Below are 20,868 nucleotides of genomic sequence, written 5' to 3' on the forward strand. Positions count from 1 at the left end.
CCGATCCCGGGTGTACGCGAGGTAGCTAACGCTTTTCGTATGTTTTACAAACCCCAAACCGATTACCATTTGTGTACAGGGTTGTCATACCGCAAGGTAATAAATCCATCCCGGCTTTCGACTGGGCTGTTTTCAGAGCACCGGAGAGAATGAATATCCGGGCGATTAATCACGGTATTTCTTTCCTGATCATTGTAAGTCCTGAAACGTGGCTACTAACTGAACCTTTCCCCTCTGCCGGCGAATCTACGAAGTAACTGGATGTATCCCTTCATCAGAGGACGGTTTTACAGACTTTCATCATAGGGATACACCTCATAAATCATAGCCGTTGAGGTTCCGTCGGAAAATTCAATTTTTTCTAAAAGCCGCAAAACACCCTGACTGTAATCGGTTGGGCCGGAGTTGAAGGCCACGTAAAACTGGCGGTATTCAGTAGCGGCCGACCCTGTGGCTTTGAATACCAGACTGACCTGGTACCCGTCGATCTGCATATCGACCAACTGCGCACCCTGCGGTAAGCTTACCTCATTAAAACCGGCAAATAAAATTATCGTCGTGAATTCATCTGCCGTCATGATAGATAGAGAATTGGTCTGGCTGAAAAATGGAACGTTCTTGATAAACCTTTTGCCAGGAAAGCTGTTTAGAAAACTTTCTTACCTATTGGCCCAGGCCTTGTTGAAGAAGAATACAACCCTGGCCTGACCTCAGCCAACCGGCCCATCCATAAAATAATAAATGACCGCTTATGAACTAAGTGAGTAGCTTACCACGTTGTAAGTCTATATCTCCTTTCACAGCGTCTTAGCAGAACGCTTCACCGTCTAACTCCCTTTTCAGAACCCCTCGAAGTGCAGTATCGTTCGGCGATGGCCGCCAGACGCCGTTTCCTTTAACCTCTTACATCAACCCACCTGTACATTTTTCACCCCCTTTTGTCTGGTTCACTTCAACTTCTATAGACAGACAATCCGGTTAATCGGTTTATGGCCTGAATTCAAGCGCCATATCTCAAAAATCATTCCGTTGCGGTAGACTATCCGCAAAACCGCTGGTCCCGATGGCCGAAAATGGCGATTAGCTATTATCCTGCTCGTGGATAAACTCCGGAGCCCTGCCAGCCATCACCGAGAAAATGCGGGCGGGTGAGTTACATACACGCGTGAAGCTGACGGCCTTCAGCCGAAATACGTTCATCACAATCCCTTTCCGGATTGACTTACAAGGCGCTTAATCGTATCTATACGGCGCAAACGGAAGTAAGTCGGCCTGCTATCCTAATTGACTTTCTTTATGCAACTTAAATTTGTTAATACAACACGGTCCTCCTTCTTTGCTACACTGCGCCAACGCGTCGATGCCCACTTTAAAGAGCAGGGACTTTCCCCCCACGCCAATGGCCCCATGTGGATCAAGGCTGGCCTTTTCTTAGGAGGTTATCTGCTGCTTTATGGCTTAATTTTATCCAACCAATTCGGTCCCTGGACCATGCTGGCCCTGGCTGCGGGCTTAGGTGCCCTTGCCGCTTTCATTGGCTTTAATGTTTCCCATGATGCCCTGCATGGCGCTTTTTCGTCTCATAGCTGGGTGAATAAACTTCTGGGTGACACTTTTTATCTGCTGGGGGCCAATCCGTATGTCTGGAAAATTACGCATAATATGGTCCACCACACCTATACCAATATTCCGGGGCATGATGAAGACATTGAAATTGCACCGGGCTTAATTCGGGTCGATACCGACGAACCGCTCCGGCCCTGGCAACGCTATCAGCACTGGTATGCCTTTGCTTTGTATTCGTTAGCCTCGCTCTCCTGGGTATTCCGGAAGGATTACTTAAAGTTCTTTAAACGGCAAATTGGTCAGCATGACAACTCTGTGCATCCCCGGAAGCAATACTTTATGCTGTTTATATCCAAAGCCGCCTATTATTTTTTCTTTCTGCTGCTTCCTTATTTGGTTCTGGATCTGGCCTGGTGGCAAATACTAACCGGTTTTTTGGCCATCCACCTGGTAGAAGGTCTGATTTTAGGGTTGGTTTTCCAGTTGGCGCATGTGGTGGAAGGCACTGCGTTTCCGGTTCCCATTGAAGGGGTAGGAATCCAGGAGGCCTGGGCGGTTCACCAGTTGCGGACAACGGCTAATTTTGCGCCCCGCTCGGCAGTAGCGGCCTTTTTCTGCGGAGGGCTCAACCGCCAGATCGAACACCACTTGTTTCCTAAAGTCTGTCACATTCATTATCCGGCCCTTACGGAAATTGTGAAGCAAACCGCCCATGATTTTAATTTGCCCTATCTGGAAAACCCGTCGTTTGCTTCGGCCTTACATTCGCATTACCGGCTGCTGAAAAAATTAGGTCGGCCGTCGGAGGTGTCAGCATCTTAACCCTCTTCCCTTAACCCCTGAAAATATGGCTTCCCAAAAAGATTTAGAGTTTACTTACTCGACAATTGATCAAATTTTCCGCCTGAGCATCGGGCAGACCGGCGACTATAGCGGGGCAATGTACAACGGCAATTTTGCCTTAACGCTGGAACAGGCTCAGCAGCAAAAACATCGTTTCATTGCCGACAGTCTGCGCATCGGAAAAGGCACAAAAGTCCTGGACATGGGCTGCGGTTGGGGCCCGTTTCTTACCTACATCAAAAAGCAGGGGGCGCTGGGCCGGGGCGTAACCTTGTCTTCGGCTCAGGCGGCTGCCTGCGTCGAGAATGGGCTGGACGTAGAAGTGAAAGATTGCCGGTTGATAACTCCGGCTGATTACGGCACGTTTGATGCGATCACCTGCATTGGCGGACTGGAACATTTCTGTTCGATAGAGCAGTACAAAGCCGGACAGCAGGATGCGGTTTACGCCGACTTTTTCAGGAACCTGTCGGCGTTACTACCCGTCGGTGGCCGATTTTACATGCAAACAATGGTGTTTGGCAAAAACATGATTCCGCTGGAAGAGGTCAGTCTGAACGCCCCCAAGGACTCGCCTGCCTACGCACTGGCCCTGATGGTTGCGCAGTTTCCGGGTTCCTGGTTACCCTATGGTGCGGAGCAGGTAATTCGGAATGCCCAGCCTCATTTTAAACTGATCTCTCAAAGCAGCGGCCGTCTGGATTACATCGAAACCATCGGGCAATGGCGTAAACGGTTTCGAGCTTTTCACTGGAAAAAATATGCCCTTTATGCTTCGTTGTTACCCCGTCTGTTAACAAACAAAGCGTTCCGGGATCTGATTGCCGTTTTCCGGGTGAGCCCCAACCGGGTATGTTTTCAACAGGAAACGATGGAGCACTACCGGCTGGTTTTTGAAAAAGTATAAACCATTCATTCCTTTCAGACGATCCGTCAAGAAGGCAATAACTAACCGGGCTAGCTTGTTCTCACCCATCAAAAGATGTCGTTGCACGGCATTCATTCGCCATGCTGGAACTTAAAATAATGAGCTTGTGACTTAACTTGGTCGGCACAGACGCCGATTCTTAGGGAGTCCCTGGACATAAGAAAACCTTCCGGTTAGTTGTTCGCACTACTAAGCCCGGAAGGTTTTCGCGTTTAAAATAGAGTCATCCACCTTCGGGATGATTCCACATGAATCAATACCCTCTTTCCTCAGCCTACTTGGTTTTAACCAGTCGGTAGCGCCTGGCCGTCTCGCCCTGACCCACCTGCAAAAGATACATTCCGGGAGCCAGATCGTTACCCAGCCGAATCAACTGCTCGGGTTGAGTTTCCTGAGCCTGCCACACTCGACGGCCGTAGGCATCATAAAGCATAGCCGGTTGTTTACCCTTGCCCTGCAACTGCAACGTAAACGATTCGGTAAACGGATTTGGGAAATACTTCACCTCCAGGTCCTCACCTGCTTCCGCTGACACCCGAGCGGCAGGCTGCTGATTGACCACCCGAAAACTAATCGCCAATGGAGCGCCCGCTTGACCACCGGCCCCGGTTCCCGAGTAAGCCGTCCCCGTCAACGTATAACTGCCTATCGCCGGGGTCCAGACCTTGTAGTTGCCGATGTTGTCCCCGAACAAGGCGTAAGGTGGCTGGTTCTCCGTCTGACTGCGAGTTTGCTGACCGTTTAAAATCATCACCACCGAGCCCACAGTGGCGGGATTGGTATTGGACCGAATGTTCAGGTTGGAAGGTAAGTTTGCCAGGTTCAGGATCTCATTGTTGGTCAGCACCTTGATGGGTTGATCCGTATCGGCATTCATTAAAGTATAGCTAATGACGGATGGAGAACCGGTAGGAGTCTGGTTAACAATCTGAAAGCTCAGCGTCAGGGGCGTACCTGATAGATCGGCTCCGGCGGCTCCCAAATAGGGCGTAGCCGTCAACAGATAACTACCGGGTTTTAGAGTCCAGCGACGGTAGTTACCCTGGTCATCGCCGAACAAACTGTAAGGAGCCGCTGATTCGGTCCTGGTGTAGGTCATATTCCCGCTGAGGGAAAACACCACCGAACCCACCGCGCCTGGAGAGGTGGTGGCTCGGATGGTTAACTGATCGGTGGGCAATGTAGCCAGGTTGATGAGTTCGCCCTCCGAGAGCGTTCTGAGCACCTGGCCGCTGGTCGTGTGGATCAACTCAAAGCCCGTCACGCAGCTACTTTTGATTTCCACATTGGTCTGAGCGCTGGCCGTGCAGCCGCCCGGACCGGTAACGATGACCGAGTAAAGACCAGCCGCATCTACCAGCGCGGTCCCGTTGCTGGCATCCTGGCTGATGATACCAGGTCCTGTGAAACTATACGTATTTCCTCCTCCGGCCGTTAGTGTTACGCTAGGGTTGGCGCAGGAAATAAGGCCGCTACTACTGAGCGTGGGCTTCGGAACCGGATTGACGCTTAAGGCAAATACCGAAGAGGTGTCGCTTCCACAAAACCCTTTTACCACTACCCGGTACTTGCCGGCATCACCCGGTTGCACCTTCTCCAGCGTTAGTGTGGCCGTAGTAGCCGAACTGACGCCGGTCAACACCGCGCCATCTTTCAGCCATTGATAAGTCAGGGTCGAACCGCTGGCACTCACCGAAGCACTGACGGTGGCTCCGGCGCAAACGGTGCTGCTGCTGATGGGTTGCTGGGTAATGGCAAGTGGAAAGTCAAAGGTGATCAGGCCATTTTGCAGTTGACTGTCTCCCGCCGTTCCTTCTATGATCTCAGGGCTGCTGCCCAGGGGGCTGACGTAGGAATACCCACCCTGGCTGCTGCCATTGCTGCCGCCACCCGTACCGCCACCATAGCCACCGCCACCACCCCCGCCGGATGCGGGACTGCCCCCACCCCCTCCGCCACCCCCAAAGCCAGGTCCTCCATTGCGGAGATTATAATAACTGGATCCTCCGGGACTGACCGCGGTTAAACGGGCCTGGCTACCGCCCCCCGCGGTTCTAATCGGGGATTCATCGGGTGCACCACTGCTGCCGGCTCCTTCCAAGCCACCGCCACCGCCACCCCCACCGGCGTAGTTCATCGTCAAGCTCCCACCGGCTCCACCCGTAGCCGTTCCCAGTCCTTGTCCACCCCCACCCCCGTAGTAAAAGCTACCCCCACCCCCTCCGCCAGCGGCCGCCAACAGGCTAAGGGTGCCACTTCGATTCAGGATAACAGCGGATCCGCCCCCGCCCCCGCCAAAATCAAAATCAGAACCACCGACCCGACCGACGATGACGGTTAGCTGATCACCACTTTGAACAGAGAAGCTGGCATTGACACGAGTTCCGCTACCTCCTTTACGATTAAATGTAGATCCATTACCACCACCATCAGCTCCTCGGACGCTAATGGCTATCAGAAAGGGGCCGCCCGGCGGAACGGTGTACGAATACAGCCCCGGCGTAGGGTATGTTAAACACGGCGACTGAGCACGCGTTGTCAGAACTGACGCTAACAGCAGCCAAACGGTAAAGAATTGTTTCATGGGTTTGATCCGGAATAGGTGAAAAACTGAAAGGTCTAATAATACCAATAGTACAATTAATTATTCACATATTACTAATAACAAGAACTCACGACGGAGATTTCTTAAGTGAGAGTAATTTGATTCTGCTTACTGTTAAAAGAAAATCCTGACCTTGATGAAGAAGTAAAGTACTATGACTGATTCGATACAGTTTGCCTCTGGGGTTATTGATCAGAACGGCAAAATTTTACCCAATACAAACTTCTCTCTCCTTGCGTATCGGGTAGGTCCCAACAGGGAAATATCATTTATTAATCCAATGAATAAGTAATATAATTATATAGACTGTAAGTAAAAATACGTTTGCCCTTTTCCTCACTCCAACCCTTTTCTCTATGAATTGCTTTGTTTACCTCCCCAGGGGTTTACTAACCCTGTTAACCATCTACCTGACGTTCGGGCTGGGAACCACCCGCCTGAATGCTCAGATCATCACGACGGTGGCTGGCAATGGAACCGATGGCTTCAGCGGTGATGGCGGACTGGCTACCAATGCTGGTTTATCTCTTCCTTATGGCGTGGCCGTTGACGCCCAAGGCAACCTCTTTATCGCAGATGTGAATACCAATTCCATTCGAAAAGTGACTCCCAACGGTATCATCACCACTGTTGCCGGCATCAGTGGGCCTCAGGGCTTTAGTGGCGATGGTGGGCCGGCCACCCAGGCCAGCTTGTATAGACCAGCGTCGATTGCGCTGGATGGGTGGGGCAATCTCTACATTTCGGATACAAATAATGGGCGGGTTTTCAAGGTAGATCACACCGGCATCATTAGAACCGTAGCGGGCAATGGCACCCATGGTTTCAATGGGGATGGACTCCCGGCCACCCGTGCCCTTTTAACCTTCCCTGAGGGGATTACCGTCGATGTAGAAGGTAACCTCTTCATTAGCGATTCCTATAATTATCGCATTCGGAAGGTTGACCGCAGTGGAATGATCGCCACCGTAGCCGGTAGTGGGGTTGCGCCGGGTTACGGTGAGGATAGTGGACTAGCCACCAACGCCAATCTGAATCAACCCACAGGTGTAACGCTGGATGCTGCGGGTAACCTCTTCATTGCCGATAAAGCCAACCACCGCATCCGCAAGGTGACGGCCATTGCTCCGGCTTTGGTGGTGACAAGCTTTATTCTGATCAACGCCAATACCCGGCAGGAGATTAAAACCATCCTGCCCGGCGAGACGATCAACCTGGCCACGCTGCCTCAGAATCTGAACATTCGGGCCAACACCAGCCCGGCTACGGTAGGCTCGGTGCGGATGGTACTGAAGAGGTACTGGTATATCCCAATCCGTTCACCAAATCGTTTCGGATCAAAAATGCGGGACAGCAGCCCGTAATACTTTATGACCTGACGGGGCGGAAAGTCTACGAGTTGGAAATGGCGCAGCCTGAACAATTAATCGAACCAGGTAATCATCTGGCCCCGGGCTTTCACATCCTGCAAGTAGGTAAGGGTGAGGCACTTCGGCATTATCGACTATTAAAATTCAAATAGCTTACTTGAGAGGGTATGGAATTAAGGGTATGGAGCTTCCATATCCTTTTTCGCTGCTTATTCCTTCAGGTAGACTACTAATGATTTTTCAGCCGCTTAGTCAATTAGGATTTGAGGGGTGAGAGCGAATGCGTAGGTTGGCCTGAAGAATATAAATTCATTTCTTTTTTCTACCTTGTCTTCAAGCCCTTAACCAAGTCCGTCCTTATTGTCTCCTATGGCTGAATACCAAACTCCCAAAGACCGAGCGTATACCAATGCCCTGCTCAATGCAGCTCCCAAAGAGTCGGCCGCCTTTATGAACCTTAAACACACGGCTGAGCGAGCCGATGGTGTGATCCCTGTCAAGTACCGGGAACTGATGTCAGTAGCGGTGGCACTGACCACTCAATGTGCCTATTGTATTGAGTCGCACATTAATAATGCGGTGAAAGCAGGGGCCACGAGGGAAGAAATTGCTGAGACCGTCTTTATTGCGGCTGCACTCCGGGCTGGTGGTGCTGTTGGCACAGGTCTGATGGCGATGCGTCTTTTCGAAGAAGCCAGTTCAGGAACTTTTAACAGTGGGGAACGCTGACGCTCAAGTTGAGCCTTTGTCGTTTCATTAATTTCCCGCTGCCTTCTGCCCTTATAATCTTGGAGTCGGTAAACAGCCCTTTGTCTATCAGAGTTCCATAGATGTGGTTGAACGGTTTTTCCGGTCGAAAACTTAAACCGTCCACCATTATATCGGAATACTAAATAAATCAGCGTGGGACTAGTAGCCTTGGAATCTTTGAAGGAGGAATTTTACTGACTTATCGGTAATTGCCTTCACTTTTAACCTGGTTTGATCTGTACCAAGCTAAGCACAATAGTTGATAAAGGGGACGAAATTTCTTTACTAGACTTTATCTAAAAAAATTAAGTTTAATAAAGAAAAAGGGGTTAACAGTTGAATATTAGCAGATTTGCCTCAAAATTAGCCAACCCCAATAAGTAAAAATGTGATCCCGTTTGGATTCGAACCAAAGACCGTCTGCTTAGAAGGCAGATGCTCTATCCAGCTGAGCTACGGGACCTGAAATAAGTAAGAGTTATGAGTTAAGAAGTGAGAGTTGTTTTGACCAATTGGCTCTTCATTCTTAATTCATAACTCTTAACTAATTTAGTCGGGGTGGCAGGATTCGAACCTACGACCTCCTGGTCCCAAACCAGGCGCGATACCGGGCTACGCTACACCCCGAAAACTTATGAGAGTGCAAAGATACAGTTTTTAATCGAAAAAAGAAATTAAAAACCACTGCCTCTCCCCGTTGATACGGTTTGCGGAGAGGGCGGGATTCGAACCCGCGGTACCCTTTAGGGGTACGACAGTTTAGCAAACTGCTCCTTTCGGCCACTCAGGCACCTCTCCGTTGCAATCCCCAATGGCGCTTTGCCGTCGTTGGGGTCACAAATATAGAGGTATTCCTGCCGTTTCGCCAAGATTTTGACAAAAAACTTTCTCAGCAATTTTCAGCAAACCGCCCAGCAACCGATCATTTCCCCTATTTTCGCAGCTTCACGGATTCAAACCGATGCCCCACGAGCAAGTCGGTATTCTGTTGCGGAGTTGTTTGCATGAACTGGAATCATAGCTTGTCCCAAACTGAGTATCTGTTTATTGCGGCTTTTTTGCTGCTATACGGATACTATTTTTTCCGAACCTTTCGGGTCGCTCACCTGCTGGGGGCCAAAGCCTGGGCGACCATTCCAAAATTTTTCCTGCGGACGGGTTATTTAACCCTGCTGTTGATTGCATTGCTGGGCCCTTCGTTCGGTGTAGTCGAAAAAGAACTGGTTTCCGAGGGCAAAGATATTTACATCGCCGTCGATTTATCGAAGTCAATGGATGCCCCCGACCTTCCGCCAACACGCCTGGAAAAAGTGAAGTTTGAACTCAAACACCTGGTCGAAGCCCTCCCCGGCAACCGTTTTGGTCTGCTGATTTTCTCCACACAAGCCTTCGTCCACGCACCCCTGACAACCGATCAGGGTGCGTTAGCGCTGTTTATCCAGTCGCTAAACACCCGGCTTGTACCCGAATCAGGCACCAATTTCTGCTCTGCCGTTGAACTGGCGCTCCAGAAACAGTTGGCCGAAACGTCGGACCTGAACCAGACGAAGGTACTCGTGCTGCTAACCGATGGGGAAGACTTCGGGGAGTGCGATCCGGCCCTGGCCGGACAACTACGCCGGTACGGTATTACGCCCTTTGTTGTAGGTGTGGGTACCGAAAACGGGAGCACCATTCCCACCTCGAAAGGTAATCTCCGCGATGCCGATGGAGATGTTGTTCATACCCGCCTGAATCGCAGTTATCTACGCCAGTTTGTACAGGACACGCGAGGTTCTTACCTGGAACTGACTTCGTCGTCCGGCGATCTGATGCCCCTGGTATCAGCAATACAAAACCTGGAAAACCGGGTGATCGATCAGCGGAAACTGGAGGTAACAACCAACAAATACTATTACTTTCTGATCGGTGCCCTGGTTCTGATAGCTATCGATATCCTGATAACCGTCCGAACGTTTAAACTATAAACGACGTTTTAAGGGTTTGAAAGAGTTGTTATTTTTGCCGAACGCCTTTTCATTCTGAACATGACCTACCTGATTTTGTCGGTATTGCTCTGGCTGTATGACAATCGCTCGTTCGACAGGATTTCGCGTGATAACATTGCCCGGATCGAGGGCCTGAAGGCTTACCAGGCCGGTAATTACAAACGCGCCGTAGAACAGTATGGCACGCTGGCCAACTCCACGCTGTTTGTAGAACCGTCGGCCCGCCTGAATCTGGCCCACTCCTATTTCCAGCTCCGGCAGTATGCGCAGGCTCAGCGACAGTACCGCCTGGTGGCGCAGGTCAATCAGTCGGGGCTGGCGGCTGTTGCGGAAGTGCAGTTGGGCATTATTGCCGTTTTACAGGGCGATTCGGCCACTGCGCTGTCGTTGTTCCGTAAAGCACTGACGACCGTTCCGGCCCTGGAAGCCGCCCAGTTTAATTACGAACTGATTGCAAAGACGTATTCCGGTAAACCGCATACCAAGCATTCGCAGCAGCCCAGAACCAAACCCCGCCAGACGCAGCAGGAGACGGAGGTAAGCCCGGAACCGGGTCAGGAAAAAGGAACACAGCCTCAACAGGGCGACAACAAAGACGAGTTACTGCGTCGGTTGCGCTCCCTGAATCTATCCGAAGAACAGGCTTTATCCATTCTGAACGCCATGCAGCATAATGAAGTTCAGTACATTAATCAACGCAGACGGGGATCGGCTTCCAAAAACCGTCAGCAGTATAATACCTATTAATTTCCCGTTTACATCAAAAACCGCCATGAATACCCTGACGATAAATGAAGTGGTCATTGTTTCGGCTGTCCGTACACCCATCGGTAGTTTCGGGGGAGTATTAGCGCCTTTATCCGCAACCGAACTGGGCGCGGTGGCCATCCGGGCGGCTTACGAAAAAGCCGGTGTTTCGCCCGATCAGGTGGAAGAAGTCATCATGGGCAATGTGGTGTCGGCCAACCTGGGGCAAGCCCCGGCACGGCAGGCGGCTTTGAAAGCCGGATTACCGTATCAGGTTCGCTGCACCACGGTCAACAAAGTGTGCGCTTCCGGCACGAAAGCCATCGCTATGGCCGCCCAAACCATTCAATTGGGGCAGGCCGACATCATTGTGGCCGGTGGCATGGAAAGCATGTCCAATGCGCCCTATTATGTACCAAAAGCCCGGTTTGGTTACAAATACGGCGACGCACAACTCATTGACGGCTTGGCCAGAGACGGTTTAGTCGATCCGTATGATCAGTGCGCAATGGGCGTCTTTGCCGACCAGACCGCCAGGAAGTACGGCATCAGCCGCGAAACGCAGGATGCCTTTGCCATCCGGTCGTACCAGCGGGCCGCCGAAGCCACCCAAAACGGCCGCTTTGCAACCGAGCTGGTTCCGGTAGAAATTCCGCGTCCCAAAGGCAGCGTAACCGTTAGCGAAGATGAAGAATACAAAAATGTGTTCTTTGACAAAATCCCGAATCTAAAACCGGCTTTTTCGCCCGACGGTACGGTGACGGCCGCCAACGCATCGACGATCAACGACGGGGCTTCGGCGCTGGTCTTGATGAGTTTGAAAAAAGCGGAAGAACTGGGCCTGAAACCGTTGGCCCGGATTCTGGGCTACGCCGACGCGGAGCAGGAACCGGCTTTTTTCACCACAGCCCCTACGCTGGCGATTCCGGCGGCTTTGAAACGCGCTGGTCTGAAACCCGACGAGGTGGACTTTTACGAAATCAACGAAGCCTTTGCGGTGGTTCCGCTGGCGTGCAGCCAGGTACTGGAAATTCCGCAGGAAAAACTGAATGTCTACGGCGGTGCCGTTTCGCTGGGGCATCCGCTGGGTGCATCCGGTGCCCGGATTGTCACGACCCTGACGAGTGTGCTAGAGCAGCAAAACGGTCGCATCGGTGCGGTCGGAATCTGTCACGGGGGCGGTGGTGCGTCGGCGCTGGTTATCGAGAAGCTATAATTTCCGGCTTCATCTATAAACGGAATGGGTTCGGCTCTTTACTTTTACGGAAATTTTCACTTTTTCGTCCAGAAATGAATCAAACCACCCAGGCCATCAAGGAAACCGCTTTCAATTTCGACGGGCAGACCGGCTTTTACCGCGGGAAAGTCCGCGACGTTTACCATTTTGACGACCGCCTGGTGATGGTGGCAACCGACCGCATTTCGGCTTTCGATGTGGTTCTCCCCCGCCCGATTCCGTTCAAAGGGCAGGTGCTGAACCAGACGGCGGCCCATTTTCTGCAAGCCACCGCCGATATTGTACCAAACTGGTTGCTGGATGTCCCCGATCCAAACGTGAGCGTGGGTCTGAAATGCCAGTCGTACCCGGTTGAGATGGTGGTACGAGGGTATCTGGCGGGCCACGCCTGGCGGCAATACCGTGAAGGACACCGCACGCTCTGCGGGGTTGCCTTGCCCGACGGTCTGAAAGAAGCCGATCAATTGCCCGAACCGATCATTACGCCCACAACTAAGGCGCACGAAGGGCACGATGAAGATATTTCGCGGGAAGAGATTCTGGAACGCGGGATTGTTCCGGAAAGCGAATACGTTCAACTCGAAAAATACGCCCTGGCGCTGTTTAAAAAAGGTACGGAAATGGCCGCCGAACGGGGTCTGATTCTGGTGGATACGAAGTATGAATTTGGCTCGCTGAACGGTCAGATTTACCTGATCGACGAAATTCACACGCCCGATTCGTCCCGGTATTATTACGCCGACTCGTACACCGAAAATCAGCAGCAGGACCTTCCGCAAAAGCAGCTTTCCAAGGAATTTGTGCGGGAGTGGCTGATTGCGAACCATTTTCAAGGGAAAGAAGGTCAAACCGTTCCGGAAATGGATGACGCCTGGATTGAGCAGATTTCTAACCGGTATATTGAGCTGTATGAAAAGGTGACCGGTAAATCATTTGTTCGCTCCGAAACCGACAATATTTATAACCGCATTGAAGAAAATATCCGCCGTTCACTGACTGTTACGTATTTTTGAACCGGAAAAATTGCTATCCACTATGAATTATGCGATTGAAAAAAACGAGCAGTATTCGCTGATTACCCTCAATGAAACGGTATTCGGCGGAGAAGTACCGTCTACGTTTGAAACGCTCAGCCGAAACCTGTTCCGGGAAGGCTACAGCAATATTATCGTTGATTTTAGCGCCGTCGATGAAATTGAAGATGCAGGCATTCCGATTATCCGCAAGATCAACCGGCAGTGCACCAACGAATCCGGTCTGTTCATTCTGGTCACTAAACGGGATGATGTCATTGACTACCTGGACGATGCCAAAATTGCCGATCTGACCATCCTGCCGACGGTGGAAGAAGCCGTTGACGCCGTTTTCATGAACGAACTCGAAAACGATTTCCGCAGCGAAGACGACGACAGCTACGAATACGGCGGCAGCTCCGACGATTAAGGGCCGACTTCTAATAAAGCAACAGCCCTGAAAACCATGTACAAAATCATGATTTTCAGGGCTGTTTTATAGAAACCGTTGTAGAGAGTCAGGTCAGACTTCCGTTCTCTGCGCCGAACCGTAAATCCGCTCGACCACTTCCTGCAAAATAGCGCCCTGCTCGCCCGTGCAGACGTTAGACGGTTTGCCCAGACAGGCATCCACAAAAGCCGCCGTATTTTTAAGCTGAATATCGCTATCTTCCAGATACGGAAAGTGTACATCTGCCAGTTCGCCAGCCACCTCGGTATAGAGCGTAAACGGAAATAATTTAGCCCCTCCCCGACTGCCAAATACCTCCAGATTGCGGTTAATGTCCGTCTGCGTATTCAGGGCAAACGACGACGAAAGCATAATGGACGCATTGTTCGGAAACGACAGGTACGCCATGCAGGCATCTTCCACCTCAAATTTTTCAGGATTCCAGGAACCCATCAATCCTTTGCCGCCGGTTTTGCCGATAAAGTCGTAGGTATTGGCCAGAATCCGGTCGGGAACGGCGTAATCGAGCGCACACAGGGCCAGATCAAGCACATGAACGCCCAGATCCATCAGCGCCCCGCCCCCCTGCATGGCCTTATCGGTAAAATAGCCCCAGCCCGGAATGCCCCGCCGACGCAGAAAATTAGCCTTGATGTGGTAAATCTCGCCCAACTGTCCGTCGGCTTTGCTGCGCATCATCAACTCCCATTCACCCGTCTGCCGCAGTTGCAGGTTATACGCCAGCACCAGGCCGTTGCGGGTAGCCAGATCGGCCATTTCGCGGGCCTGTTGGGCAGTCAGGGCGGGCGGTTTTTCGCAGAAAACGTGACAGCCTTTTTCGAGCGCCTGTATGGCAAAAGGATAATGCAGGTTGTTCGGCGTTGAGATCACCACCAGATCCGGCTGGCACTGCTCGTACATCCTGGCGGCATCGTCAAACGCGTGCGGAATACCGTGCTTCTGCGCCAGCGCCCCGGCTTTAATTCCGTCGCGGCTGCAAACGGCCACGATTTCGACCTGATCGGCCAGTTTTTGCAGGGCAGGAATGTGGTTTTTGTCGGCAATGTTGCCCCCTCCAATAAGGGCGGCTTTGAATGTTGGCATTGATTTGAGGGTTGGGAGTTGTAACACAGCGTCAATCAGAGAACATCAGAGGTTATCAGGGAGCACTCCGATTAACGCTGTGTTACGATAACGATTTTAAAGTACCAGAAACTGGCTTAAGTAATTGCGGGCCGTCAGAATGGCCGTTTGTACGTCTTCGGCGCTGCCTTCGTAGGCTTTGTCTTCCACCTCAATACAAACCGGACCCCGGTACCGCACGTCGGTCAGAGCCGCAAAAAACGTCCCCCAACGCACGTCGCCCAGACCGGGCAGCTTCGGCGAGTGGTATTCCAGCGGATTCGCCATGATGCCAACCCGGTCGAGTTTGTCGCGGTATACTTTCACGTCCTTGAGGTGGATGTGGTGAAGCCGGTCTTTGTAGTCGTAAATGGGCTTTACTTCGTTCATCATCTGAAAAATCATATGCGACGGATCGTAGTTCAGGCCCAGAATGGGCGACGGGATGATCTCGAACATACGGTCCCAGATGGCGGGGGTTGTTGCCAGGTTTTTGCCGCCCGGCCATTCGTCGTCGGTAAACCACATCGGGCAGTTTTCGATACCGATCTTCACGTTGTTTTCCTCGGCTACTTTGATGATGGCGGGCCAGTGCTGGGCAAACAGCTTCAGGTTTTCGGTGATGTTCAGCCCCGGATTGCGGCCAATAAACGTATTGACGACCGGAATATTCAACTGGGCGGCTGCCCGAATGACTTTCTTGATGTGCTCACGGTAATAGGCGGCTTTTTCCGGGTCGGGGTCCAGCGGATTGGGATAATAACCCAGGCCCGAAATATAAACGCCGTATTTCTGCGTCAGTTGCTGAATGTGCTTGACATCGAAATTATCCACATCAATGTGCGAAACACCCGCATACCGCCGAGCATCGGCATTATCGGCGGGCCAGCACATCACTTCGACGCATTTGAAGCGTTGCTCCGAGGCAAATTGCAGCACATGCTCCAGATCATATTCCGCCAGAATGGCACTTACAAAACCAAGATGCAGCATAATAACAGTGGGTTAGTTTTTAGGGTTAACACCGTTTGATAACCGGTTGGCTACTCGGTAATCGGTTCGTTTGTTTCGATTCAGATGGCACTGTTTATTCGTCCGAAACGGACCAAAAACATACTGATGAAAGAATAAATCCAGTTTTGGAAACCGAACGGATTCGTGGCAAGTTTACGAAAAATATGACATTCAACCTGACCATACTAGGCAGCGGGTCGGCAACGCCCGTGCTGAACCGCCATACCACCGCCCAGGTAATTACCATCGAAGGCGATTACTTTCTGATCGACTGCGGAGAGGGCACGCAATACCGTCTGATGGAGAACCATCTCCGGCCCGGACGGCTCAAGTACATTTTTATCAGTCACCTCCACGGCGACCACTATTTCGGGCTGGTACCACTGCTGTCGAGCCTGAACCTGTCCGGGCGCACCGACGATTTGTGGCTGTTTGGCCCGCGTGGCCTCTGGGAAATCATTACCGTACAGTTTCGGTATTCCGATACCAAACTGAATTACCCGATTCATTTTCAGGAAACCGATCCGCACCAACCGGCCCTGATTCTCAACCATCCGAACGTGACGGTGGAAACCATTCCGCTGCAACACCGCATCGACTGCACGGGTTTTCTGTTCCGGGAAAAAGGCCGTAAACGCAAGCTGATTGCCGAAAAACTGCCCGCCGATTTGCCGGTGGCGTACTACCGGCTGCTGAAAGACGGGAAAGACATTGTGGACGATCAGGGCCAGGTGCTGTACAGCGCCGAAGAATACACACTGCCCGCGCCCCCGCCCCGCTCCTACGCCTTCTGCTCCGACACCCGGTATAACGAAGCCATGTTTGATCAGATTCGCGGGGTGGATTTGCTGTACCACGAAGCTTCGTTTCTGGATGATTTTGAAGAATTGAGTGCCCGGTATTTCCATTCTACGGCGCGTCAGGCAGCTTTAACGGCGGCTCAGGTCGGTGCCGGTCGGCTGATGATCGGACACTTTTCGTCGCGCTACAAAGTAACCGACGAGTTTCTGGTGCAGGCCCGTTCGATTTTTCCCGAAACGTATCTGGCGATTGAAGGCGAGACGACGGAAATTTAACGGTTTCCTATAAAAAGCCGCTCCCGGGTCTAGAAGCGGCTTTTGCGGTATAGACAGGCCGACTTTTACGGTTTCACGACCTTCCGGTGCGCCACACCTTTGGGCGTCTGAACCTTCAGCACGTAGAAACCCGACGGCAACTGGCTCGTGTCCAGCGTGGTCTGGTGCATCCGGTTTTTGATCGGCTGCTGAATAATCGTGGCCCCCGAAGCCGTAGTAAGCGTCAGACTCTCAAAATAATCACCCTGCGGCAACTCCACCGTCAGCGAAGCACCAACCGGATTCGGATACGTTTTGAGCGCATCGGCCCACGTTGGTTCGGTACCGGTAACGGCCAGTACATTGAACTTGCGCTCCACCGGTGGAGCCTCGGCATACTGCTCGTTTCCGGCCTGCGTAGCGCGGACCGTTACCACACCCGGTTTGGTGGGCGTCAGGCGGTTGCCCGCAATTGTCGCTGGCCCCGATACCACTTCAAAGCTAACCGGTAATTTAGACGAAGCCGTGGCCGTCAGCGTAAACGAGCCGTCGCCCTCGTACTGATCCGGAATGGCATTGAACGTGATGGTCTGTGCGGTTTTGCCGGTTTCGGCCCGCGTTCCGGTGGCGTACCAGACGCCCCATCGGGCGTTGTCGTACAACGGTTTCACGTCTCCTTTAGGCGAAATTTTATCGGCCTTCATTTCAATCATCGCAATCATTTCCACGTCGCCGTCGGTGTTGAGCGTATTGAAAACCAGCCGGTCGTCGAGCCGGGAATAATCCGGATAGCCAATTGTTACGTTCGAGATAACCGAGCTGAGCTTGCCGGTTTCCAGATCGCCCGCCAGAATGTTGTAGGTTTCGTCGATCTCATTCAGGTAATCAAAAGCAATGATGCCCGGCGAATTTTTCGAGAAGCTCGGGTTTCCCACACTTTCGCCCTCTTCCAGTTTCGAAAACAGTTTCAGGATGTTTCCGTCGTCGAAGGTATTCTCCGCTTTGTTCCACACGCTGATAAACCCCACGTCCCAATAGTTAATATCCTCGCCATCCGTACTTTTCAGGCTGTTGTAGGCGTCATACACCAGAAACTCCCCGGTATGGTTCCATTCGAACGAATCGGCATACTGAACTTCCCCGGTGGTCACGCCCTCGGCCGTGGTCGGGTTGTAAAGCGGAAACTGCTTCCACTTTTTCAGGTCGTAACTATACACCCAGATCGACGCATCGCGCTCCTTCGTTAGAGCCGCCAGCTTTTTACCGTCCCGCGAAATGGCTACGTTATCCCAGATTGTTTCGTCAGACACCACCACTTCCTCCACCGCGCCGGTCAGGCTCACCGCCCGGATTCTTCCGTCTTCGGTAACGTAATAGGCTACTTTGCCATCGTCCGTAATACTCGGTTTGTGGTTGATGCCTGCTTTGATGCGGGGGGTCAGGTCGCCCGTAGTCATGGGGGCCGTATAGAGTTTCTCGTCGCCGATGCTGTAGAGCATCAGCATATCCTGACCGTTGTTGGCGGGCAAATCCTGCGGTTCGTCCGGCTTCTCGGTGTTTTCGACAATGCCGACGGTATCAAGGGCTTCTTTGGCGGCTTTCACTTCGGCCCCCTCTGCCCCAAACAGGTCGCCGGTGGCCCGGATAACAGCCAGCCGCAGATCCAGGAATTTGGAGGTGCGGGTCAGGTAATTTGTCAGCGCCCGGTAGTAAATCTGCTCGGCTTTGTCTTTCCCGATTTTGGTCGCAAACAGGTAATACGCGTGGTTTGGAATACCGCTGTTGCCGTGAACCCCTCCGTTGTCTTCTTTCGTAACGAGGAACTGATCCATCGTTTTGGGCTGATACCCCCGCACTTTGGGTCCATTCTGGTTCGGATTCGACAGGCTGCGCATGGCACCCGTCGGGTAGGCACTTTTCAGGACAATGTCTTCGCCAATCGTCCAGTCATCCCGGTCAATCATGGAGCCAAATACGTCGGCCATCGACTCGTTAATGGCGCCCGACTGGTCCTGATAGACCAGATTGGCGGTATTTTCGATCACCCCGTGCGTCATTTCGTGACCGGCCGCATCCAGGCCACCCGCCAGCGGTTTGAACCCTTTATTACCGTTCCCGTACCCCATGTAACCGCCGTTCCAGAAGGCATTATCCATACCGCTGCCATCCTCTTCCACCACGTTGATGATCGACAGAATCGAACCGCCTTTTCCGTTCAGCGAGTTGCGTTTATGCACGTTCAGATAATATTCATACGCCAGACCGGCATTGGTGTGGGCCGAGATTGCGGTCGCCTTCCAGTCGGAATTGTTGGTGGATGTTACGAAAAAAAGATCCATGTTGCCGTCCTTATCCCGTTTATTCCGGGCATCCAGGGTCACAATGGCACCAACCGCTTTTTTGGGCATGGTGGAAGCACTGCCGTCGAACATTCCCCGCGAGGCATCAATCATGTAATAACCGGCCCCGGACTGGTAGCTGTGCAGGTTTTGCGCGATCCCGTTCAGGTCGTTGCCCGTCGCCTTTACCGGCCCGTCAACCCCGCAGGTATGGTTGTATTTATTCAGCACCTCCCCCGTCTGCGCGTCGATGACGTACTGCCACCGCTCAATCATGTTTGGCCGAATGGTTACTTCGTAGGCCAGGGTTGTTTTGTCGCCCATCGGGTACAGGCATAACGCTCCCTGCGAGGGCTTCAAATCCAGCAGATTCTGCCCGAACGTCCGCACCACCGATTCTTTTCCAACATCCCTGAACGCCCGTTCCGTCGCTTGCTGCAACGAAATACGGGCGGTGGTGTTGGCGTTTCTGACCACTTTATACTGCCCGTTAAGCAGCGTCACGGTTCCGTTGGTCAGGTGCGCCACCAGTTCACTGCCGTACACCGGAATGCCCTGAAACGTTTGCGCCATCCGGATGTGTGTCTGCCCCAGGTGGTCGGTTTCGGTGTTGGTAATCCGAAACTGTTCCTCCGGCTTGTCGATTTTCAGCAAATCCTTGATCTGGCTCATAAACGAGAAGGCCGATGCGCGGGCGCTCATCCGGGCTCCTTTGGCCGTTGCGGTCGGCTTTACCCGGTTTTCGATGTAAATCGGCAGATCAGTGTCTTTGTCGCGCACCACCCGCAACCGCAGTGGCTGCATATCAAACTGCGGGACAGAAGCTCCCACGGCCAGTCGGAAATTGCCTTTCCGGCCCGAAGGCGTGGCTACTTCTGCATTCAGACGATGGGCCAGACCGGGCGTAGCCGGCTGCGTTTTCAGTTTTCGCCCAAAACCGGTTGGGCCGGGCTGAGCCAGGACGCTAAGGGCCCCGCTCAGCAGAACAGGCAGTAAAAATGATTTCATGGATGTATTTGTTGTTGCTATAATTCACTCTTCTCGTCCTGAAGCCGGCACCAGCTTCATGAACGAATTGTAAAATGTACGGAACGCGGGCGGCACGGTTTGCCCGCTGGCGCCCCAGGTTACGCGGTATTCCCGTTCATTTTTCTTCCAGCCCACAAACTGATAGGTGTTTCCCGGGTGGTCGAACGGGGTGGTTTTAATCCGGCAGTTGTTCTCCAGTTCTTTAAAAAGCCGCCGGGTGGTAGCCGCCGGTTGTTTTCCCAGGGGCGTAAACAGCGAATCCGTTCCGGTTTTGCGGTAGAGATAGCCGTTTTCCAGCAGGTAATAAACCGTGGACGCACCGGTGAATCCGCCCCCCTTTCCGACCAAAATCTGCCGTTTTTTGTATGTTAATGGATACCGGGAACCGGAAGCGACGGTTTGTGCCTCCGATACCCCGATGACCATCAACAGAGAGAGACTTAAAAGAAAACCTTTCAACATGGTGCGGATGGATTGAACAGGAGACGAATTTAGAAGCCGGGCAGCTTCTGGACTACGGTTCCCGGGATGAGCCGTCATAAATTACGGCTGAAGTGTGTAGGATTGAGGAAACGGCTGTTGGGATCGGCGGTAACCACGTAAACCAATAGCCTGTTTCTATGAAAGTTCAATTTTAAAGTCAGAAATTACTTTTATGCGTATTTTCTCAAATTTCTGGTTAAAAAAGTAACACATTCCAACGAAAAAACAATCTTTTTATCAAAAATAGGTTTAGTTTTATAGTAATATCACAATTCAGCCCATATCGCTACTCAATTCTATATTTTTCAACCAAAACTATATATATAGT

General features: G+C 52.0%; 18 protein-coding genes and 3 tRNA genes. 11 read left to right on the plus strand and 10 right to left on the minus strand.

Going from position 1 to position 20,868, the window contains the following annotated elements; genetic code table 11:
• Positions 1–287: 287 nt before the first annotated feature.
• Both LX87_RS25455 and LX87_RS29300 read right to left on the minus strand, forming a co-directional pair.
• On the minus strand, positions 288–578 hold the full coding sequence (locus LX87_RS25455; RefSeq protein ID WP_111631132.1) for a hypothetical protein: 291 nt from the start codon (positions 576–578) through the stop codon (positions 288–290).
• 502 nt (positions 579–1,080) lie between these two features.
• The gene (locus tag LX87_RS29300; RefSeq protein WP_262511106.1) at positions 1,081–1,203 is read right to left on the minus strand and encodes a hypothetical protein; all 123 of its coding nucleotides are present in this window, start codon (positions 1,201–1,203) and stop codon (positions 1,081–1,083) included.
• Positions 1,204–1,296: 93 nt separating this feature from the next.
• Between LX87_RS29300 and LX87_RS25460 the strand changes: the two genes are divergently transcribed.
• Together LX87_RS25460 and LX87_RS25465 are read left to right on the plus strand one after the other, a co-directional pair.
• Entirely contained in the window at positions 1,297–2,388 is a 1,092-nt protein-coding gene (locus LX87_RS25460; RefSeq protein ID WP_111631273.1) for a fatty acid desaturase family protein, read from the plus strand.
• A 25-nt stretch (positions 2,389–2,413) separates the two neighbouring features.
• Complete coding sequence (locus LX87_RS25465) at positions 2,414–3,316, plus strand: SAM-dependent methyltransferase (protein ID WP_111631133.1); 903 nt, start codon at positions 2,414–2,416, stop codon at positions 3,314–3,316.
• A 295-nt stretch (positions 3,317–3,611) separates the two neighbouring features.
• Here LX87_RS25465 and LX87_RS29305 read toward each other — a convergent pair whose 3' ends face one another.
• Positions 3,612–5,921, minus strand: a complete 2,310-nt coding sequence (locus LX87_RS29305) for a T9SS type A sorting domain-containing protein (RefSeq protein ID WP_111631134.1) — start codon at positions 5,919–5,921, stop codon at positions 3,612–3,614.
• A gap of 377 nt (positions 5,922–6,298) precedes the next feature.
• Between LX87_RS29305 and LX87_RS25475 the strand changes: the two genes are divergently transcribed.
• The 3 genes from LX87_RS25475 (at position 6,299) to LX87_RS25485 (ending at position 8,041) form a co-directional block, all read left to right on the plus strand.
• Complete coding sequence (locus LX87_RS25475) at positions 6,299–7,306, plus strand: NHL domain-containing protein (RefSeq protein ID WP_111631135.1); 1,008 nt, start codon at positions 6,299–6,301, stop codon at positions 7,304–7,306.
• The gene (locus LX87_RS29420) at positions 7,306–7,464 is read left to right on the plus strand and encodes a T9SS type A sorting domain-containing protein (protein ID WP_374755148.1); all 159 of its coding nucleotides are present in this window, start codon (positions 7,306–7,308) and stop codon (positions 7,462–7,464) included. The genes LX87_RS25475 and LX87_RS29420 overlap by 1 nt, the downstream gene beginning before the upstream one ends.
• A gap of 217 nt (positions 7,465–7,681) precedes the next feature.
• Positions 7,682–8,041, plus strand: coding sequence for a carboxymuconolactone decarboxylase family protein (locus LX87_RS25485; protein WP_111631137.1), 360 nt, complete (start codon positions 7,682–7,684; stop codon positions 8,039–8,041).
• 410 nt (positions 8,042–8,451) lie between these two features.
• On the opposite strand, the gene LX87_RS25490 is transcribed toward LX87_RS25485, so the two are convergent.
• The 3 genes from LX87_RS25490 to LX87_RS25500 form a co-directional block, all read right to left on the minus strand.
• A tRNA-Arg gene (locus LX87_RS25490) sits at positions 8,452–8,525 on the minus strand.
• Positions 8,526–8,615: 90 nt separating this feature from the next.
• Positions 8,616–8,689, minus strand: a tRNA-Pro gene (locus LX87_RS25495).
• Between the two features lie 83 nt (positions 8,690–8,772).
• A tRNA-Ser gene (locus tag LX87_RS25500) sits at positions 8,773–8,860 on the minus strand.
• Between the two features lie 224 nt (positions 8,861–9,084).
• On the opposite strand from LX87_RS25500, the gene LX87_RS25505 reads away from it, so the two are divergent.
• The 5 genes from LX87_RS25505 to LX87_RS25525 all read left to right on the plus strand — a co-directional run bounded on the left by LX87_RS25505 (position 9,085) and on the right by LX87_RS25525 (position 13,477).
• Positions 9,085–10,029, plus strand: coding sequence for a vWA domain-containing protein (locus tag LX87_RS25505; RefSeq protein ID WP_170139456.1), 945 nt, complete (start codon positions 9,085–9,087; stop codon positions 10,027–10,029).
• A 60-nt stretch (positions 10,030–10,089) separates the two neighbouring features.
• Positions 10,090–10,797 carry a tetratricopeptide repeat protein gene (locus LX87_RS25510; RefSeq protein ID WP_111631139.1) on the plus strand — a complete coding sequence of 236 codons (708 nt, stop codon included), beginning with the start codon at positions 10,090–10,092 and terminating at the stop codon, positions 10,795–10,797.
• Between the two features lie 40 nt (positions 10,798–10,837).
• The gene (locus LX87_RS25515) at positions 10,838–12,013 is read left to right on the plus strand and encodes a thiolase family protein (protein ID WP_111631274.1); all 1,176 of its coding nucleotides are present in this window, start codon (positions 10,838–10,840) and stop codon (positions 12,011–12,013) included.
• A gap of 74 nt (positions 12,014–12,087) precedes the next feature.
• The gene (locus LX87_RS25520; RefSeq protein ID WP_111631140.1) at positions 12,088–13,047 is read left to right on the plus strand and encodes a phosphoribosylaminoimidazolesuccinocarboxamide synthase; all 960 of its coding nucleotides are present in this window, start codon (positions 12,088–12,090) and stop codon (positions 13,045–13,047) included.
• A 22-nt stretch (positions 13,048–13,069) separates the two neighbouring features.
• A complete protein-coding gene (locus LX87_RS25525) occupies positions 13,070–13,477 on the plus strand; it encodes an STAS domain-containing protein (RefSeq protein ID WP_111631141.1) in 408 nt (135 codons plus the stop codon).
• Positions 13,478–13,570: 93 nt separating this feature from the next.
• On the opposite strand, the gene LX87_RS25530 is transcribed toward LX87_RS25525, so the two are convergent.
• Positions 13,571–14,602: a Gfo/Idh/MocA family protein gene (locus tag LX87_RS25530; protein WP_111631142.1), complete on the minus strand. Its 1,032-nt coding sequence runs from the start codon at positions 14,600–14,602 to the stop codon at positions 13,571–13,573.
• Between the two features lie 96 nt (positions 14,603–14,698).
• The gene (locus tag LX87_RS25535) at positions 14,699–15,613 is read right to left on the minus strand and encodes a sugar phosphate isomerase/epimerase family protein (RefSeq protein WP_111631143.1); all 915 of its coding nucleotides are present in this window, start codon (positions 15,611–15,613) and stop codon (positions 14,699–14,701) included.
• A gap of 185 nt (positions 15,614–15,798) precedes the next feature.
• Here LX87_RS25535 and LX87_RS25540 point away from each other — a divergent pair, with 185 nt between their 5' ends.
• A complete protein-coding gene (locus tag LX87_RS25540; protein WP_111631275.1) occupies positions 15,799–16,710 on the plus strand; it encodes a ribonuclease Z in 912 nt (303 codons plus the stop codon).
• A gap of 65 nt (positions 16,711–16,775) precedes the next feature.
• On the opposite strand, the gene LX87_RS25545 is transcribed toward LX87_RS25540, so the two are convergent.
• Both LX87_RS25545 and LX87_RS25550 read right to left on the minus strand, forming a co-directional pair.
• A complete protein-coding gene (locus LX87_RS25545; protein WP_111631144.1) occupies positions 16,776–20,036 on the minus strand; it encodes a M4 family metallopeptidase in 3,261 nt (1,086 codons plus the stop codon).
• A gap of 24 nt (positions 20,037–20,060) precedes the next feature.
• Positions 20,061–20,519 carry a hypothetical protein gene (locus LX87_RS25550; protein ID WP_229310822.1) on the minus strand — a complete coding sequence of 153 codons (459 nt, stop codon included), beginning with the start codon at positions 20,517–20,519 and terminating at the stop codon, positions 20,061–20,063.
• Positions 20,520–20,868: the final 349 nt, after the last annotated feature.

The sequence above is a fragment of the Larkinella arboricola genome (assembly GCF_003259745.1).
Lineage (GTDB): Bacteria > Bacteroidota > Bacteroidia > Cytophagales > Spirosomataceae > Larkinella > Larkinella arboricola.

What these genes read in the sequence shown, in the direction of transcription:
- LX87_RS25485 (WP_111631137.1), top strand. Translation starts at nt 7,682, where the DNA reads ATGGCTGAATACCAAACTCCCAAAGACCGAGCGTATACCAATGCCCTG.
- LX87_RS25550 (WP_229310822.1), bottom strand. Translation starts at nt 20,519, where the DNA reads ATGTTGAAAGGTTTTCTTTTAAGTCTCTCTCTGTTGATGGTCATCGGG.
- LX87_RS29305 (WP_111631134.1), bottom strand. Translation starts at nt 5,921, where the DNA reads ATGAAACAATTCTTTACCGTTTGGCTGCTGTTAGCGTCAGTTCTGACA.
- LX87_RS25465 (WP_111631133.1), top strand. Translation starts at nt 2,414, where the DNA reads ATGGCTTCCCAAAAAGATTTAGAGTTTACTTACTCGACAATTGATCAA.
- LX87_RS25535 (WP_111631143.1), bottom strand. Translation starts at nt 15,613, where the DNA reads ATGCTGCATCTTGGTTTTGTAAGTGCCATTCTGGCGGAATATGATCTG.
- LX87_RS25520 (WP_111631140.1), top strand. Translation starts at nt 12,088, where the DNA reads ATGAATCAAACCACCCAGGCCATCAAGGAAACCGCTTTCAATTTCGAC.
- LX87_RS25545 (WP_111631144.1), bottom strand. Translation starts at nt 20,036, where the DNA reads ATGAAATCATTTTTACTGCCTGTTCTGCTGAGCGGGGCCCTTAGCGTC.
- LX87_RS25460 (WP_111631273.1), top strand. Translation starts at nt 1,297, where the DNA reads ATGCAACTTAAATTTGTTAATACAACACGGTCCTCCTTCTTTGCTACA.
- LX87_RS25525 (WP_111631141.1), top strand. Translation starts at nt 13,070, where the DNA reads ATGAATTATGCGATTGAAAAAAACGAGCAGTATTCGCTGATTACCCTC.
- LX87_RS25540 (WP_111631275.1), top strand. Translation starts at nt 15,799, where the DNA reads ATGACATTCAACCTGACCATACTAGGCAGCGGGTCGGCAACGCCCGTG.
- LX87_RS25455 (WP_111631132.1), bottom strand. Translation starts at nt 578, where the DNA reads ATGACGGCAGATGAATTCACGACGATAATTTTATTTGCCGGTTTTAAT.
- LX87_RS25530 (WP_111631142.1), bottom strand. Translation starts at nt 14,602, where the DNA reads ATGCCAACATTCAAAGCCGCCCTTATTGGAGGGGGCAACATTGCCGAC.
- LX87_RS25475 (WP_111631135.1), top strand. Translation starts at nt 6,299, where the DNA reads ATGAATTGCTTTGTTTACCTCCCCAGGGGTTTACTAACCCTGTTAACC.
- LX87_RS25510 (WP_111631139.1), top strand. Translation starts at nt 10,090, where the DNA reads ATGACCTACCTGATTTTGTCGGTATTGCTCTGGCTGTATGACAATCGC.